The organism is Alteribacillus persepolensis (genome assembly GCF_900099605.1).
GTDB lineage: Bacteria > Bacillota > Bacilli > Bacillales > Marinococcaceae > Alteribacillus > Alteribacillus persepolensis.
In genome coordinates this window covers 1-13,125 of record NZ_FNDK01000023.1, presented here as the reverse complement: position 1 = coordinate 13,125, position 13,125 = coordinate 1, and the positions used below count along the sequence as shown (strand labels likewise).

Here is a 13,125-nt window from a genome sequence, read left to right as displayed (position 1 = left end):
TGTTGACGTTCCTTGTGGTAAAGCAGAACACCCTTGATAATGTCCTGCTCGTTGTATTCCATTTTCAAAGCCGTGAAATCAATTCGTCCTCTGCATTGCCATATTTCTGCACATACGGCTTCTTTGCTGATTAGAACCGCCCCCAATGTTGTTTATAAAAAATGCAATTCGGGTCACAGTATTTCTTCATCAAAGAATCATGACAGCCAAAATCGTATTCCGAAAAACCTTGTTGATACACTCTTTCTAATTCATGCGTTTCCAATGGAGGGTCATTTTTCTTATTCCATTCGTCCAACGCTACCCAAATCATGTCGCCGTTAAGTCCGTGTTTTTTCAAATGAGAAGCTACACGAACAGCAGCATTGTCTCTCTCGCCTTCTCCAACACCTTTCATGACGGTTGCCATGCAGATGTATTTATCAACGTCGCCTGTCTTTGCGGTTGTTGGTTTCGTTGCAATTGGCGCGTGAAATATCTCTTCCAGTTCTGCAGAAACATCATATTCTTCTTCAATCTCTAGTCGCTCGCCCGGTTGTTTTGCTTGTTCCAGGATTGTCTGAATGTCACTGTTGCTTATCTGGAAGGGATAAAGCTCGATTTTGTACAATCCGCTTTTTCCGTTGATGGTGTTAGGAAGTCTGAATATGCGCGTTTTGTTGTATATACTCATGTCTGTTTTAATCCCTTTTGTTAACACTTCCGCGATTTTTCGAAATCGCTTGTGTATCAAAGGGTCCGGCGTTGCGCCAAAAACACCAGAAGGTATCATGATGTGGAATCCTTTCGAACCAGAAAAGTAAAATCTGCAGCAATTCGGGTCAATGTCATATTCTTCTAAGTTTTGAATAAACAACTGAACATAATCTTGCGCTTCATACAAATCGTCACTATCAATGTCAATCGGCAACCAATCAGCATAGGCGTTTCCTTGATAACCTTTGACCGTTTGCTTTTCTTGGAAGTGGTCCACAATCTCTTCGTTGTATCGGAAAAATGTCATATACGCTTCTGTGTGTCCGATATAATGCTTCACCGCTCGAATGTCTGCTAAATTATTACGATTGTGCGCACCGTTCACAGCAACTTCGACGTATTTAAAATCTGGGTACTGCATCAAAACACCTCGTTCAAAAACTGCCGTTTCTTATCAAAAATCACGTAGATGGGATAAGGGTTGTCATCTCTTCTCACTTTGTTTTTCACAATCTTGTAATTGACTGATCGTTGTTTGTTGTAATCGGAAATGGTCTTTTCCATATATTCGTTATCTGATTCTTCCATCGGTTCAAGGTAAAAAACAGCATCACATTCATTTCGTACTGCCTTTCCACCTTCCACAAAACCTTCGAAATTTCTTTGCGCTAAGACAATGACAGGTATATTTAGCTCCACAGCCATTTCTTTTAGCCTCATAGCGATTTTTTTAAGTTTTAGGTGTTCAGCATCGCCGTGATTTTCTGTGCTGTCCATGCGCTGTATATAATCCACAACGACGTAATCTAATTGTTTCTTTTTCATCTGCACTTGGCGGAGAAGCCCTTTTATTTTCGGCACAGTCAAATGTGGGATTCTTGATAAGGTCAGCCCGCCTTCTCTGTAACGGTCATACGCGCTGTAAATCATCTGCTCTTTTCTTAACCGTTCCTCTCCTGTGCCTTCGATTTGCCCTGACATGATTTCTCTAACAGTTGCTCCGGCCACCGGCGCCAATAACCGCGCCTCCAATTCTTCTTTGTCCATCTCTGTGTTGGCGTAGTATCCTATGTGGTCCTGGAATATACTGAATAAACGAGCAACATTTATGCCTAGCGCCGTTTTCCCTACACCTGTTTCAGCGCCAATCAATATTAAATCCCCAGGCTTTGCCCCTAATATAGATTGGTCGATGGAAGGGAATCCGATGACTCCCCCAGACCGTTCATGAGAAAATCGAAGCCCGTAACTCACCTCTGGATTTTTCATTCGTTCTTGAAACTCCGCTTTCGCTTCCGGCGCCCTTTCTTCCGGGTCAATGAGATAATCACCTGTATTTGTTACGAATAGTTCACTTAATCCTTCACTCACTCTGTCGGTGATTTCATCTGCTTTGGCCCCTGCTTCTATTTGCCGCAAGCTTTTCATCATAATGTGGTAGGTGGTACGGGATTTGTAGTTCTCCATCAACTCTTCCAAATCTCGTTTGAAATGGTCGTAATCGACATAAGCACCATCTGCTGTATCAATCAATCTCCGCTCTTTGGTATCTTTGGTTTTATCCTTCACCATCTTAGGTGTGAGCTTTCTGCCGTCTGTCATGTACCCAATTCTTTCAAAAATGGTTCTACGCTCGTCCGTTGTGAAATAGTCTGTATTGAGAGTAGAAATAATATCGTATCTGCAGCGTTCGTTATTCATCATTGCTCCTAGTACCGCAATTTCTGCTCGTTCATTAATTGGCTCTTTGAAATCCATATCATCACCCGTTTCCGTGTATGAGCTTCAAGTAGTCTGCAGAATCAACAGAGTCTGATTTATACTCAACAGGTTCTTTCTTTTCTTGCGGGTGTTGTCTCTTTTTGCTTTTCTTCACTTTGATTACTAACTGGTCAAATCGTTTCCTCATTTTTGATGGAGAAAGAACATTCACCATCTCAAAATCATCCTTCTGCACCCAGTCGATGAGATACCTTATTTGTTCTTCAGTCCTTTTATCAATCTCCATCATCTTTCTAATGTCATCAGCCCACTTTTCTAAGTTTGGCTTTTTGTGACTAGGGTTGTTCTCCAATATCCTTTTGTAGAAATATTCAGCGATAGCTAAATGCGTATCCTCGAAAATATATTTGCGAGTATTCTTCTTTTCATTCTTTTCATTCTTGTTAGGTGTTAGTTGCCTGTTAGTTGCCTGTTGATTGCCTGTTAGTTCGTCTGTTGATTCGTTGGCAGAACCTTGATATTTCCCCCAATTGACAATGGTTATAAGCCTATTTTTGTTTGTTGATTTGTCTGTTAGAAATCCGTGTTTTTTTAATCTGTTTAAGGCTGTTCTTACGTTTTGAACAGATATACCTTTGCCTGCTTTTTCAGCAATTTTTGGAAGGCTTGTTATAACTTGTCCAGGTTGAACCGTGTATCTTTCACCTTTCCACTCCCAGTCGTTTTCCTTGTGATTGACCATGAGCAGAAGGGCAATCATGATGACTTTTTGTTCTGGTGTAGACTCAATGAAAAGGTGGTCATCCAACAGTGATCTATATAACTTGATGTAGCCTTCTGACATGTTCCACCACTCTTTTGGTTAAAAAATTTTCGTGCAACGTAGGTTTTGTATTGCTCCATCACACCCCAACGTGATATGATGGAGATAACAAATTAATTAGTACGGAATTTTCATCTCGCTGTTGCTGCAGCGGGATTTTTTATTGCTTTGAAATGATAATCATGTCATGTGTTTCAATCACCGCGCCGTTTGGCACTTCTTCCAACTCGATAATAGGTTTGTCCACTCTTTATCACTCCTTTCCTCCTTCTGCCCGTCGTTCCAGAACTACCATTATGCCGTCTGTTTCTTTATGACAATGAGTTCTTCTACGCCGCAATCCAATGCCGTGCAAATTCGAGCAACAACATCGAAACTAAGCGTTTTCACATTGCCGTCAAGCATTTTTCTGATAGTTCTAGCATCAAGGCCTGTTTTGTTTTGTAGCTCTTGAGGGGTAACATCCTTCTCTGCTAGAAGGTTAAGAAGGTTCAACTTGGCGACTATCATGCTGCACCCCCTTTCTTTACAATTATTATTGTACATGGAAATGTGTTCCTTGTAAACACATTTGTGGTTATTTAAAGAATAAATTTGACATAATGAACATAATAATGTATATTTACATATAGATGATTACGACAAACACAATAATGAAAGGAACGACGGACAATGAAGGAGTTAAAAGTAAACTTGCGAGTTCTTATGGCTCAACACAAAATGAAAATCAAAGATGTTCATGAGAAAACAGGTTTGAGCCGTACGACGATATCCAAGCTATACAATGAAGAATCAACAAAAATCGGTATGGATACCATTGTTAAGCTGTGCAGCCTTTTTGACTGCGGTGTTGAAGAACTTCTAATTTTAGAAGAACCAAAAGAAAAGAAGGAATGATAAAATGAATAAGCAGCAAAGCATGGAGGTGATCTGTTACGCATAGCAGGGGCCTCCTTTTTATGTAGTTTTGTTCGTTATAAAGCACACGTATGTTCGTGTGTGGGTGTAAGGAAAAGGGCAGCTGTGCCGCCCTGGTTTGTGGTATTAATCTTCTAATTCATCAATTAAGGTACTCAAAGATTCCTCTGCTTGTTCGGCTAAATCTCTTAATTTCTCGTAATCCACGTCTTTATCATCAACCGTTCTCATTAACTCATTATCTAATCGACTAGACGCTACTTTTAAGTCATGAATTGTACCTGTGATAATAAATAAATCCTTCATATTACCTCTCCTTACTTTGCTTTTCTGTATAATAGAAGGCGGACACTGCCGCCCTGGTTTGTGGTATGATGTGTGTTAAAATTCCATTATTTCTACATTGTAAAAATCATCTTGTATTTTTTCTTTCTCTCTCAAAGCATCCATATAAGTGAACTTCGAATCGCGTCCCCATCTATACTGACGAGCAGAATGTCCACCATCTTCATGTTTCGTTGTAACCCATAAAACAAATAATTTAGGCATAAAAATCCTTCCTTTCAGATGCGAAATAATCTTCGTCTAATGCATCCTCCAATTCATCCAATGACCAAGTCGTATTCAAGTGACAATTGAGAAGATACTCTATATGACAGCCGTCATGGAAATGATTTTCAGTATTGTCCACAGTAACAATGTCGTCTGATTTTTTGAAAACTCTATTGCATTGCTTGCATTTTAAATTCAAGAATTTCACTCCTTTTCATCATAGCTTCTCTGTATAATAGAAGGCGGACTGTGCCGCCCTGGGCGGTGTTATTGATTTATCAATTCAGGTTTAACCTCTTGTAAAAAGTACCCCAACCATATTTTTCCTGTATCAGTGTTCAAGAACGCCTCTGACTTTCTGAAACTATCCCAGCGTTTGATAATCCCCCAGTCTTTTAACCATCCAACGGGTACTGTTTCCTGTATCTTTTTTAATTTTCCGTTTATGACGGCTTCTGCACGAAACTCATGAATCGCAAAACTGCCATATTTAGCTCCTGCCAAAACCTTTGTATTTTGTACAAGGATTTTTAATTCTCCATTTTCTCGTTCCATGATCTTTATAGCCTCTTCTGAAGAATTTACCCGTCTCCATTTGTCTGCTTGTTTAACTCTTTCTTTTGATTTCATCTCTAAAAAAGTCATTGTTAACAATCATCCTTCCTTACTATGCAATACAAGGCGGACAGTGCCGCCCTTTTGGTCGATTCACTTTTTCATCAAATCCAATTGGACCGATAATTCCCCAGCGCAATGAGAACATAATTTAAATGATTGCGTGTGAAGCTCTCCCAACGTGATAAACAGCACATCTCTTGTTGAATAACAATTTGTACATTCCATGTATCTGTCCGTTTGAGACACGGCGATTCCGTTCATTTCTTCCCCTCCATTTTCTCGATAAATTGCACCATGCTCGTCAATCCCAGTCGCTTGAATGTCTCTTTTGATTTCTCGGCTTTGGTGACGCTTGCGATTTTTTCGCCATCAATATAAACGTCATATTCATCTGGATCCCATCGTTTCATTTGTTTGCCTCCTTTGGGCGGACAGTGCCGCCGTTGTTTGTGGTATTGTCGGAATGTTCATTAATCATCTACATTCCTCGCAAAACTCATTTTCGTCTAATTCGTCCCCGTATACTTCTTCTTTACAATTTGCACATTCATATAATTGAAATGTCGGGTCAGAACGCAAGAAAACCATTTGATCGTAAGTATCTCTACTCATCTTCATTCATCCTCCTTCACATTTTCATCGGAATGCTCATTAAAAATATTTTGGATGAGGTTCTATAATCTCGCCCACTCCTTCGCAGAGATCACAAATATCAAAACCTTTGTAATAGGTTTCAATATTCGGATACATGCCCTCTGCAACAAAACCAAAGTTTCTTTCACCCATTCCTTTGCACCCGTAACAAACAACCTTTATTTCTTCCATTTACTCACCTTCCTTGTTGCACATTATTGGTCTACTACGCCTATTTAAATATTTTCCCAAGCAACTTCCCGGTATATCGTCCGGCTATCCTCCTGCCAATCCTGCGCCCGACTCGATTTTTTTGGACAGCGTTAATGTCGCCAAGGATACGAGCAACGAAATATAAGACGCTGCGGACTTTGTTGATGCTCATTTTTTCACCCTTTCTAAGCAATGACATTCACTTTTTAGTTTTATTTCAGAGAACAGTATATCTAGAATTTTATGTTTGTATCCCAAACCGACAGCATTGTTCAGCGAGTTATGATTATTCTCAATTATGGCAACTGGATTGTTTTCTCCGTGACCGCAACAACTATTGACAGTGCGAACTCCTTGTTCATTCAATAAAACTATTTCATCAGCTATACAACTATCCAACATCACGTTAAAAGGTTTTTGTTTTATGGTTCGTTCTACTGTTTCTCTCATTCTTTCACCCTTTCTAATAAATGAGGATGTTCGAATTCTGTTCCTACTTTGTACATCCAACGCCAGCCTATATCTTCATCAACATCCCAAAAATCCAATAACTCTTTCTCTGATTGGAGGCAAAACATTCCGCCTTCATCATCCCAAATGACCAAATAAACTTCGCCGGATGACAAATTCATTAAAATGTCACCTTCGTAAATGTCATATCCGTCCTCATCTTCCCATCCTGTATATTGACCCACAGATTCTTCGTGAACAATTTCCCAGCCGCTATCTCTGTGTACTCCTACGTCCGCTGTTCCGTCCGTATACTTGATTTTCCATACGCCGTTACCGAATACCCATTGGTTTCCTATTAAAGATTCTTCTGCATATCCTCGAAACTTTATTTCCCTCATTTCTCTACCTCCTTGATTTGTAATTTCATAGCCTCTGCCAATTTTCGTATGGTTTTCTCGCCTATGCCTTTCTGTTTCTGCACTGCTTCAAATCGCTCACAAAATTGATTAATGGCATGTTGTCGTCCGTCGTGGTATCCTTTCCAGTAATCGGGATTCATGACAGCACCCCTTTTTCTTGCAATTGCTGTGCCCTACGCCGTACAGCTTGCGGGCTTCGATACATCAGCCCGTCGGCAATGTCTTTCCAGGACAGCCCTTTGTTGTAGCCGTATATGAGGGCGGTATCCTCGTCATCTGTCCAATGCTTTTTGCGATAGAACAGCTTATCAATCCATAGCTTATCGACTACCCTCACGTCCATGTTTTCACCGCATAAGGAACAGAAATAATAAGCATGCCCTTTTACGTATGTGGTCAGCGTTTCAGCTCGACAATCGCTGCAATAGAGCAGGACATAATTTTTCTTTTTCGGCAATGGTCTACCTCCTTTACAAAACAGGTTCATTCATCGCTCCCTAGGCACATTAATTTTGTTTTACTCCCCTTTGCAGGCACATAAACGCCTTCCACCTCTATCGAACGTTCAGAAAAATGGACTGTTTCTTTCCCTTTTTCTCTCAAATTTTTAATCAATTCCAAAAGAATGTCCTTCGGGATTGCAGCTTGTTCAAATTTCCCTTCTGTCACCAAATAACAACCTACATTCATTCATAACTCCTCCTTAAAAACCGTCGCTATCGTATTCGTTCATAAAGTTAAAAAAATCTTCATCTCCAAAATCTTCTACTAAACCACCTCCGCAATCACAGTCCAAACGGCCTTCTATTTCTGCTTGCATCGAACTATACTCTTTTCCACAACTGCAACATCTCATTTGTCTGCCTCCTTTGGTACATCACTTACAAAAACAAACTATCTCAAATTTCTTCTTCCATCCTTTGATGAGATGTTGACCGGTCTTTAAGTTGTCACTACTCCTTTTTATCCCTTCAAATTGGTTGACGAATTGGTTTGCTTCATCCTCATGGACATTGTGATTGCGAACAGACACATTTACTCCCATATCCAAAAGCTCACCTATTGTGTAATCTCTGTAATTTTTTTGCATTGTTTTTCCTCCTATTTTGTATAATGTAAAGCCATATCAATAAAGCTAAAACAAAGCTCATACAGCCGTTTTATAGATTCCATGATGTAACACTCACAGCAAGGATGAAAAGGGCTAGGAACAGTCTGATTATCACCCATTCCATGCCGCTTAATTTAGAAAGGTGCTTCATGACATCCCTCCAATTCCGGGGAGTATTCCACGTCTAAGAATACGTCCTGTACGTTGATCGTTATTTCTTGCCACGGCAGGCGTACCATGCTCGAACGTACTTCTTTTTCTACCTCCTCAAAGGTGTCTTTTAGGCTCATGTAGAAAAATTGGTGATGCTCGTGGCTGTGGTCGGATTTGTCATAAATGTCTATGCTGACATGGTATGGTTGTGGTATACTCATGCTATATTCTCCTTTCGTATGTGGGGGATATCGGGGTATGTGTCGGCATACCCCTTTTTAGTTGTTCTCGTACTTCTTAATCCATGCGTTGACCGTGTCGATGGCTTTCGATGCATAGACCGATGATAATTTTTCAATGTTCTGGAAGTCGCCGAGATGTTCCTTGAGCTTTTGGTATACTTCCTCATCGGTTTTGCCTTTCATGTCAGCTAATCGTTTCACGCTTGCTTTTAATGCGCCGACTTGTTTTGGTGATGCTGTTTTGCTTTGATACTGGTAGTCGTTGCCGCTTGCACCATTCGCATCATCATCTTCCTCTGTGGCAATGCCTAACATGGCTGATACAGAATAGCGTTTCATGTACGTGATGTAACCGCCCATGTCTTGCATGCCGCTCGGCGCTTCGAATTGTAACGGTTGGCTTTTCACCCATTCGCCGGATGAATGAAGCAGCATTGTTTCAACTGATACAAATTTCCTCCCTTCTACGGTGTCGGTGTAAGCATTTTGGACAATGGTGATGCCGTTATCTTTGAATACTCGTTTTGCTTCGTCAAAGATGCCTTTTAAGTCGGTGTAATTGAAGGTGTATTCCGTTCCTGTTTTCTTGGATTTTACTTTTACTCGTGCGTTGTGTTTCGGATTCTCGATTTCTCCCCATGCTTTGACCAGTGCCGGTGCTATTTTGGTGTTGGTCTCTGAAAAAATCATTCGTCTGCCTCCACATCATCAAATTTGAATCTGTTTGTTGGTATTTCTAGTAAAGCCCCATCTTCCGTTTCAATAATTGCAAGAGCTTCTGAATATTCTCCGTCAGAGTATTGAAAAAAACCGTGAAAGTATCCTTTTTCTTCTGTTCCGCGTGTAATAATGACAGGGCGCAAATCATTTCTCTTTTCTCTCATTCATCTTCCTCCCTTAATGCTTTTTGAACTTTGTGAATGTTATCTATCGTTTTGGGGTATGGGCCAAAAACACTATTTTTAATAATCAAGATGAAACGCTTCTCCATTTCGATAACAGCAAAATCCTTTGTGATGTGGTAATTCTTTAATACATCTATCATCGAATACGAACCCCCTCAGATTGCATGATCTCTGCACCTTTGATTTCATTACCTTCCTTCAGATAAGCAAGCAATTTCTTTTTATCCAGCTTCGGCTCCTGTTCAATGAAGAACTCTTTCGGTAAAATATCTTCGTTGATAACATCAACAGACGGTGGATTCTTTTGGATACCTGCGGTGAAAATGGTTCCTTTCACTTTCTTTTTGCCGATACTTTCCAGTTGGTGTTGCAAATACTGTTTTAGATGTCTGGACTCGCTTTCGTAATGCTTCCGGCGGTCTGCTAATCGTTTTTCTTCTTCTTTTAAGGCTTTTTGATTCGCTTCAAGCGTCTTGAGCACCATGCCCATACGGTCTACTTTTTCCTCTATGGCGTCCTCAATCGAATCCAATGTGTCTTGCATAGCTTCGCGGTCTGCACCTTCCTCGATCATGTCTAATACTTGAGCATAACTGCTAGTTAATTCATATAATTTCATTATCTATCCCTCCAAATAAAATTTAATATCGGGTCAACGCCTCTATCTCCACAGTTGACACAGACACCGTCACGGTCAATCAATTCTTGCTCATACATTTCACCGCACTCTAGACATTCGCGTGGTTCATACTCCCAAGGAAGAGGTTCTAACATCCCGTTGTCTATCCTCATAAGCACCCTCCTCGATATATTGAATGGCTTTGTCTAGGTTTTCCATGATGGCTTCCACATCTTCTTGCAAGAGCTTCCTGTCTTTGCCTTTGTACATGCTGCAAATGAATTTCGCTGCTTGAATGTGTCCGGCGGCTCTACCGCTTAGCTCGGGTCGCATTTTCTTCCTCCCTTTTCATTTTTGCTCGAATTGGCAATGATTTTCTTCGAAACATACGGAACAAAAACAACATGGCTTCTTCGCTTGGTCGGTTCATTTACAAACCTCCTTTTGATCGAGTAATACATGAACGTCAACGCCTAACGATGCAGCAATGCGGCAAACCAGATAAACGCTGATATTCTTTTTGCCTGCTTCCAAATAAGAAACATGGCTTTTGGAAATGCCGGTCTTTTGTGCCAATTCTTCTTGCGTTAACTTTTTCCGCAAACGGTAACATTTGATATTTTGACCGATGCGTTCATTTACTTCACTTCCCACCAGTGAACCACCTCCCTTTAAAAATACACTGTCAGTTAACTTGTAGGCCTTAAAAAAACAAGTCTTTCACCTTGCAGTCCAATTCTTCGCTGATGCAAACAGCTAAACGGATAGTTAATGGACGTTTGTGGTTTTCGACTTTGTTCAAGTGGGTAACGGATATACCAAGTCTTTTTGCCAATTCGCTTTGCGTCATGTCGCGTTGTTCTCGGATGTGTTTTAAGCGATTCATGTCACTCACCTTGTTGTGTTGTCTGCTGGTGTACTTTTATAATACACAAAATATCACTGACAGTCAACAGTTTTATTAGAAAAAAATGTATCCAAAATGAAAATTTATATACAGTGTCTTTATTGTTATAATGTGTTTACTGATTGCAAACTTTATGCAGAAGGAGGAAAAGAAAATGGACGACATCAATAAAGCGATAGGAAAACGCATCAATTATTATAGAAAACAAAAGAGAATGACCCAAGAAGAACTGGCGGAAAAGGCCGATTTGTCAAAGAGTTACGTTTCCCAAATGGAGGCAGGAAAGAAAAACATTACAACCAAAACCATATATGAAATTGCTCAAGCATTGCGGATTAATCCGCGATTTTTATTTGAGAAAACAGACGAAATTCAGATATCAGAAGATGAGAAGGCTCTAGTGCATTACTATCAAGAATGGCAAAAAGAAGGCATGACGGCCGAAGATGTCAAGCGATTGGTGGAGCTTGCCAAGCAAATCAGAGACTTTCGAAGTGAGTAAAATGTCGTATGGTGTAGAAAAAAGACAATACAAAGAACCTTCAATACCCTATATAGTTATGGTATGATGACTGTAGGTGAACAAGAACACTTGTTCTGATTATAAAGAGGGGGTTCTTCTGTATGAAAGAAGTTATTGTTATTCCTGATTTGCCTGAATACATCATGATTGAGACAGAAGATATGATTATTGTAGGAGGAACAGAGGATGAAAGCCGCGATTTATGTCAGAGTATCGACGCTCGAACAAGCACAGCACGGTTTTTCCATAAGAGGGCAACATGAGCGTTGCCTGTCGTTTGTGCAAAGTCAAGGGTGGGATGTGGAACGCATTATCACCGACGATGGCCAATCAGCGAAAAATTTAGATCGTCCTGGCATGCAAGAGTTAATCGAAGGGGTAAAGAACAAAGAATTTGATGTGGTTGTCGTATATCGTCTTGACCGCATGGTGCGTAATGTATTCGACTTGCATCAACTATTAAATATGTTCGATGAGCATGGGTGCAGCTTTAAGTCAGTCACTGAAGTATTTGACACAACCACAGCGATGGGGCGTTTCTTCATTACTATTGTCGGTGCAATGGCAAGCTGGGAACGAGAAAACCTTGCTGAACGCGTCAAAATGGGGATGAGCCGCATGGTCAAGGAAGGACGGTGGCATGGTGGACGAACGCCGTATGGTTATATGTATGATGGCAAGCAGTTGGTGGTTCATGACGAAGAAGCTAGCGTGGTCAAGATGATATTTGATAAGTACACGAATGGAATAGGCGCCGGCAAGATATGCAGGGATTTGAACGAACAAGGGTATAAACCTAGAAAAGCCAAGATATGGGATGTATCTTTAGTTCATCAAGTCTTGAAAAATCCGGCTTACATGGGAAAGTTTCGTTATCAAGGAGAATTACATGATGTATATGGGCTGTCTATCATATCAGAACACCAATTCGAGACAGCGCAAAAAATAAGAAAAGCACGAGCAGACAAGCACCCCAGACGGTCGGGTGGGAAATATATATTTTCTGGGATGCTTCGCTGTGCTCGCTGTGGAAGTAGACTTAATGGCAAGTATAACACATCCAGGACAAATGAGTATTATACGTATGTTTGCGCCGGGAAAAATAATGGCATTTGTGATTTACCTTCGCTGAATGAAAAGTACGTGGAAGAACAGTTTATTATGCAGCTAGAAGAAATCGCCAGCGAATATGAAGCGCAGTCGCAAGTTGCGATGGAAGAACAAGTGGAAGAAGAAAAGATCCGTGACGATATCGAAAGGCAGATAAACAGCATCAAGAAACGGCGAAAAAAATGGCAAGAGGCGTTTGCGAATGATGTTATTACACTGGATGAGTTAAAAGAACGGACAGCAGACGACAACGAACAGCTACAAGAGCTAGAACAGCAGTTACATGAGATACAAGAAAAAGAAGAAGATGTTTCGAATGTGGACATTTTAACCGTGACCGAAAATTGGAGTGTGCTGTCTAAAGAAGATAAGAAAGTAACCGTCGAAGTATTAGCAGAGAAAATCATTGTCAATGCAGAAAATGGCGTGATGGGAAGAGGGCGCAAACGAAAGATGTGGATTGACGATATATTCTTTTTGTGATGGGCGGTATCATGTTGTTTGCACC

At 40.6% G+C, this 13,125-nt stretch carries 28 protein-coding genes; 3 read left to right on the top strand and 25 right to left on the bottom strand.

The window, feature by feature from the left end:
* Window positions 1–130 precede the first annotated feature (130 nt).
* The 4 genes from BLT18_RS14535 to BLT18_RS14520 all read right to left on the bottom strand — a co-directional run bounded on the left by BLT18_RS14535 (window position 131) and on the right by BLT18_RS14520 (window position 3,751).
* Window positions 131–1,117, bottom strand: coding sequence for a primase C-terminal domain-containing protein (locus BLT18_RS14535; RefSeq protein ID WP_091275563.1), 987 nt, complete (start codon window positions 1,115–1,117; stop codon window positions 131–133).
* The gene (locus BLT18_RS14530) at window positions 1,117–2,454 is read right to left on the bottom strand and encodes a DnaB-like helicase C-terminal domain-containing protein (protein ID WP_091275562.1); all 1,338 of its coding nucleotides are present in this window, start codon (window positions 2,452–2,454) and stop codon (window positions 1,117–1,119) included. The genes BLT18_RS14535 and BLT18_RS14530 overlap by 1 nt, the downstream gene beginning before the upstream one ends.
* A 4-nt stretch (window positions 2,455–2,458) precedes the next feature.
* Complete coding sequence (locus BLT18_RS14525) at window positions 2,459–3,262, bottom strand: hypothetical protein (protein WP_091275559.1); 804 nt, start codon at window positions 3,260–3,262, stop codon at window positions 2,459–2,461.
* Between the two features lie 273 nt (window positions 3,263–3,535).
* Window positions 3,536–3,751 (bottom strand): helix-turn-helix domain-containing protein, encoded by a 216-nt coding sequence (locus BLT18_RS14520; protein WP_175487538.1) that lies wholly within the window; start codon window positions 3,749–3,751, stop codon window positions 3,536–3,538.
* A gap of 162 nt (window positions 3,752–3,913) precedes the next feature.
* Here BLT18_RS14520 and BLT18_RS14515 point away from each other — a divergent pair, with 162 nt between their 5' ends.
* Entirely contained in the window at window positions 3,914–4,138 is a 225-nt protein-coding gene (locus tag BLT18_RS14515) for a helix-turn-helix domain-containing protein (protein WP_091275555.1), read from the top strand.
* A 147-nt stretch (window positions 4,139–4,285) separates the two neighbouring features.
* Here BLT18_RS14515 and BLT18_RS14510 read toward each other — a convergent pair whose 3' ends face one another.
* From BLT18_RS14510 to BLT18_RS14445, 21 genes are all read right to left on the bottom strand, one after another.
* A complete protein-coding gene (locus tag BLT18_RS14510) occupies window positions 4,286–4,465 on the bottom strand; it encodes a hypothetical protein (RefSeq protein ID WP_091275552.1) in 180 nt (59 codons plus the stop codon).
* Window positions 4,466–4,540: 75 nt separating this feature from the next.
* Window positions 4,541–4,708 (bottom strand): hypothetical protein, encoded by a 168-nt coding sequence (locus BLT18_RS18340; protein WP_175487537.1) that lies wholly within the window; start codon window positions 4,706–4,708, stop codon window positions 4,541–4,543.
* A 270-nt stretch (window positions 4,709–4,978) separates the two neighbouring features.
* Window positions 4,979–5,356, bottom strand: coding sequence for a hypothetical protein (locus tag BLT18_RS14500; protein WP_091275547.1), 378 nt, complete (start codon window positions 5,354–5,356; stop codon window positions 4,979–4,981).
* A gap of 230 nt (window positions 5,357–5,586) precedes the next feature.
* Complete coding sequence (locus tag BLT18_RS18335) at window positions 5,587–5,739, bottom strand: hypothetical protein (RefSeq protein ID WP_175487536.1); 153 nt, start codon at window positions 5,737–5,739, stop codon at window positions 5,587–5,589.
* A gap of 64 nt (window positions 5,740–5,803) precedes the next feature.
* Window positions 5,804–5,941 carry a hypothetical protein gene (locus BLT18_RS18330; protein WP_175487535.1) on the bottom strand — a complete coding sequence of 46 codons (138 nt, stop codon included), beginning with the start codon at window positions 5,939–5,941 and terminating at the stop codon, window positions 5,804–5,806.
* Between the two features lie 39 nt (window positions 5,942–5,980).
* Entirely contained in the window at window positions 5,981–6,154 is a 174-nt protein-coding gene (locus BLT18_RS18325) for a hypothetical protein (protein ID WP_175487534.1), read from the bottom strand.
* A 189-nt stretch (window positions 6,155–6,343) separates the two neighbouring features.
* Complete coding sequence (locus BLT18_RS14495; RefSeq protein WP_091275545.1) at window positions 6,344–6,625, bottom strand: hypothetical protein; 282 nt, start codon at window positions 6,623–6,625, stop codon at window positions 6,344–6,346.
* The gene (locus tag BLT18_RS14490; RefSeq protein ID WP_091275542.1) at window positions 6,622–7,026 is read right to left on the bottom strand and encodes a YopX family protein; all 405 of its coding nucleotides are present in this window, start codon (window positions 7,024–7,026) and stop codon (window positions 6,622–6,624) included. Before BLT18_RS14490 ends, BLT18_RS14495 begins: the two co-directional genes overlap by 4 nt.
* Window positions 7,023–7,187, bottom strand: a complete 165-nt coding sequence (locus BLT18_RS18320) for a hypothetical protein (RefSeq protein ID WP_175487533.1) — start codon at window positions 7,185–7,187, stop codon at window positions 7,023–7,025. Before BLT18_RS18320 ends, BLT18_RS14490 begins: the two co-directional genes overlap by 4 nt.
* On the bottom strand, window positions 7,184–7,504 hold the full coding sequence (locus BLT18_RS14485) for an SANT/Myb-like DNA-binding domain-containing protein (RefSeq protein WP_091275540.1): 321 nt from the start codon (window positions 7,502–7,504) through the stop codon (window positions 7,184–7,186). The genes BLT18_RS18320 and BLT18_RS14485 overlap by 4 nt, the downstream gene beginning before the upstream one ends.
* A gap of 26 nt (window positions 7,505–7,530) precedes the next feature.
* On the bottom strand, window positions 7,531–7,737 hold the full coding sequence (locus tag BLT18_RS14480; protein WP_091275537.1) for a hypothetical protein: 207 nt from the start codon (window positions 7,735–7,737) through the stop codon (window positions 7,531–7,533).
* A gap of 13 nt (window positions 7,738–7,750) precedes the next feature.
* Entirely contained in the window at window positions 7,751–7,903 is a 153-nt protein-coding gene (locus BLT18_RS18315) for a hypothetical protein (protein ID WP_175487532.1), read from the bottom strand.
* A 21-nt stretch (window positions 7,904–7,924) separates the two neighbouring features.
* Entirely contained in the window at window positions 7,925–8,137 is a 213-nt protein-coding gene (locus BLT18_RS14475) for a hypothetical protein (RefSeq protein WP_091275534.1), read from the bottom strand.
* A gap of 155 nt (window positions 8,138–8,292) precedes the next feature.
* Window positions 8,293–8,532, bottom strand: a complete 240-nt coding sequence (locus BLT18_RS14470) for a hypothetical protein (RefSeq protein WP_091275531.1) — start codon at window positions 8,530–8,532, stop codon at window positions 8,293–8,295.
* A gap of 57 nt (window positions 8,533–8,589) precedes the next feature.
* On the bottom strand, window positions 8,590–9,243 hold the full coding sequence (locus BLT18_RS14465; protein ID WP_091275529.1) for an ERF family protein: 654 nt from the start codon (window positions 9,241–9,243) through the stop codon (window positions 8,590–8,592).
* Entirely contained in the window at window positions 9,240–9,437 is a 198-nt protein-coding gene (locus tag BLT18_RS14460) for a hypothetical protein (RefSeq protein WP_091275527.1), read from the bottom strand. Before BLT18_RS14460 ends, BLT18_RS14465 begins: the two co-directional genes overlap by 4 nt.
* A complete protein-coding gene (locus tag BLT18_RS18310) occupies window positions 9,434–9,598 on the bottom strand; it encodes a hypothetical protein (protein ID WP_175487531.1) in 165 nt (54 codons plus the stop codon). The genes BLT18_RS14460 and BLT18_RS18310 overlap by 4 nt, the downstream gene beginning before the upstream one ends.
* Window positions 9,595–10,077: a siphovirus Gp157 family protein gene (locus BLT18_RS14455; RefSeq protein ID WP_091275524.1), complete on the bottom strand. Its 483-nt coding sequence runs from the start codon at window positions 10,075–10,077 to the stop codon at window positions 9,595–9,597. The genes BLT18_RS18310 and BLT18_RS14455 overlap by 4 nt, the downstream gene beginning before the upstream one ends.
* Window positions 10,077–10,250 carry a hypothetical protein gene (locus tag BLT18_RS18305; protein ID WP_175487530.1) on the bottom strand — a complete coding sequence of 58 codons (174 nt, stop codon included), beginning with the start codon at window positions 10,248–10,250 and terminating at the stop codon, window positions 10,077–10,079. The genes BLT18_RS14455 and BLT18_RS18305 overlap by 1 nt, the downstream gene beginning before the upstream one ends.
* A gap of 253 nt (window positions 10,251–10,503) precedes the next feature.
* A complete protein-coding gene (locus BLT18_RS14450) occupies window positions 10,504–10,731 on the bottom strand; it encodes a helix-turn-helix domain-containing protein (protein WP_175487529.1) in 228 nt (75 codons plus the stop codon).
* Between the two features lie 49 nt (window positions 10,732–10,780).
* The gene (locus BLT18_RS14445) at window positions 10,781–10,963 is read right to left on the bottom strand and encodes a helix-turn-helix domain-containing protein (RefSeq protein WP_091275518.1); all 183 of its coding nucleotides are present in this window, start codon (window positions 10,961–10,963) and stop codon (window positions 10,781–10,783) included.
* A gap of 175 nt (window positions 10,964–11,138) precedes the next feature.
* Between BLT18_RS14445 and BLT18_RS14440 the strand changes: the two genes are divergently transcribed.
* Both BLT18_RS14440 and BLT18_RS14435 read left to right on the top strand, forming a co-directional pair.
* Entirely contained in the window at window positions 11,139–11,486 is a 348-nt protein-coding gene (locus BLT18_RS14440; protein ID WP_175487528.1) for a helix-turn-helix domain-containing protein, read from the top strand.
* Window positions 11,487–11,693: 207 nt separating this feature from the next.
* Window positions 11,694–13,100: a recombinase family protein gene (locus BLT18_RS14435; RefSeq protein WP_091275514.1), complete on the top strand. Its 1,407-nt coding sequence runs from the start codon at window positions 11,694–11,696 to the stop codon at window positions 13,098–13,100.
* The last annotated feature ends 25 nt before the right edge of the window (window positions 13,101–13,125 follow it).

Bases quoted from the DNA above. Each gene is read 5' to 3' on its own strand.
- BLT18_RS14465 (WP_091275529.1), bottom strand. From the start codon at position 9,243: ATGATTTTTTCAGAGACCAACACCAAAATAGCACCGGCACTGGTCAAA.
- BLT18_RS18330 (WP_175487535.1), bottom strand. From the start codon at position 5,941: ATGAGTAGAGATACTTACGATCAAATGGTTTTCTTGCGTTCTGACCCG.
- BLT18_RS18340 (WP_175487537.1), bottom strand. From the start codon at position 4,708: ATGCCTAAATTATTTGTTTTATGGGTTACAACGAAACATGAAGATGGT.
- BLT18_RS18320 (WP_175487533.1), bottom strand. From the start codon at position 7,187: ATGAATCCCGATTACTGGAAAGGATACCACGACGGACGACAACATGCC.
- BLT18_RS14525 (WP_091275559.1), bottom strand. From the start codon at position 3,262: ATGTCAGAAGGCTACATCAAGTTATATAGATCACTGTTGGATGACCAC.
- BLT18_RS14470 (WP_091275531.1), bottom strand. From the start codon at position 8,532: ATGAGTATACCACAACCATACCATGTCAGCATAGACATTTATGACAAA.
- BLT18_RS18325 (WP_175487534.1), bottom strand. From the start codon at position 6,154: ATGGAAGAAATAAAGGTTGTTTGTTACGGGTGCAAAGGAATGGGTGAA.
- BLT18_RS14535 (WP_091275563.1), bottom strand. From the start codon at position 1,117: ATGCAGTACCCAGATTTTAAATACGTCGAAGTTGCTGTGAACGGTGCG.
- BLT18_RS14455 (WP_091275524.1), bottom strand. From the start codon at position 10,077: ATGAAATTATATGAATTAACTAGCAGTTATGCTCAAGTATTAGACATG.
- BLT18_RS14445 (WP_091275518.1), bottom strand. From the start codon at position 10,963: ATGAATCGCTTAAAACACATCCGAGAACAACGCGACATGACGCAAAGC.
- BLT18_RS14475 (WP_091275534.1), bottom strand. From the start codon at position 8,137: ATGCAAAAAAATTACAGAGATTACACAATAGGTGAGCTTTTGGATATG.
- BLT18_RS18315 (WP_175487532.1), bottom strand. From the start codon at position 7,903: ATGAGATGTTGCAGTTGTGGAAAAGAGTATAGTTCGATGCAAGCAGAA.
- BLT18_RS14495 (WP_091275545.1), bottom strand. From the start codon at position 6,625: ATGAGAGAAACAGTAGAACGAACCATAAAACAAAAACCTTTTAACGTG.
- BLT18_RS18310 (WP_175487531.1), bottom strand. From the start codon at position 9,598: ATGATAGATGTATTAAAGAATTACCACATCACAAAGGATTTTGCTGTT.
- BLT18_RS14440 (WP_175487528.1), top strand. From the start codon at position 11,139: ATGGACGACATCAATAAAGCGATAGGAAAACGCATCAATTATTATAGA.
- BLT18_RS14510 (WP_091275552.1), bottom strand. From the start codon at position 4,465: ATGAAGGATTTATTTATTATCACAGGTACAATTCATGACTTAAAAGTA.
- BLT18_RS14490 (WP_091275542.1), bottom strand. From the start codon at position 7,026: ATGAGGGAAATAAAGTTTCGAGGATATGCAGAAGAATCTTTAATAGGA.
- BLT18_RS14460 (WP_091275527.1), bottom strand. From the start codon at position 9,437: ATGAGAGAAAAGAGAAATGATTTGCGCCCTGTCATTATTACACGCGGA.
- BLT18_RS14515 (WP_091275555.1), top strand. From the start codon at position 3,914: ATGAAGGAGTTAAAAGTAAACTTGCGAGTTCTTATGGCTCAACACAAA.
- BLT18_RS14435 (WP_091275514.1), top strand. From the start codon at position 11,694: ATGAAAGCCGCGATTTATGTCAGAGTATCGACGCTCGAACAAGCACAG.
- BLT18_RS14480 (WP_091275537.1), bottom strand. From the start codon at position 7,737: ATGAATGTAGGTTGTTATTTGGTGACAGAAGGGAAATTTGAACAAGCT.
- BLT18_RS14500 (WP_091275547.1), bottom strand. From the start codon at position 5,356: ATGACTTTTTTAGAGATGAAATCAAAAGAAAGAGTTAAACAAGCAGAC.
- BLT18_RS14530 (WP_091275562.1), bottom strand. From the start codon at position 2,454: ATGGATTTCAAAGAGCCAATTAATGAACGAGCAGAAATTGCGGTACTA.
- BLT18_RS14520 (WP_175487538.1), bottom strand. From the start codon at position 3,751: ATGATAGTCGCCAAGTTGAACCTTCTTAACCTTCTAGCAGAGAAGGAT.
- BLT18_RS18305 (WP_175487530.1), bottom strand. From the start codon at position 10,250: ATGAGGATAGACAACGGGATGTTAGAACCTCTTCCTTGGGAGTATGAA.
- BLT18_RS18335 (WP_175487536.1), bottom strand. From the start codon at position 5,739: ATGAAACGATGGGATCCAGATGAATATGACGTTTATATTGATGGCGAA.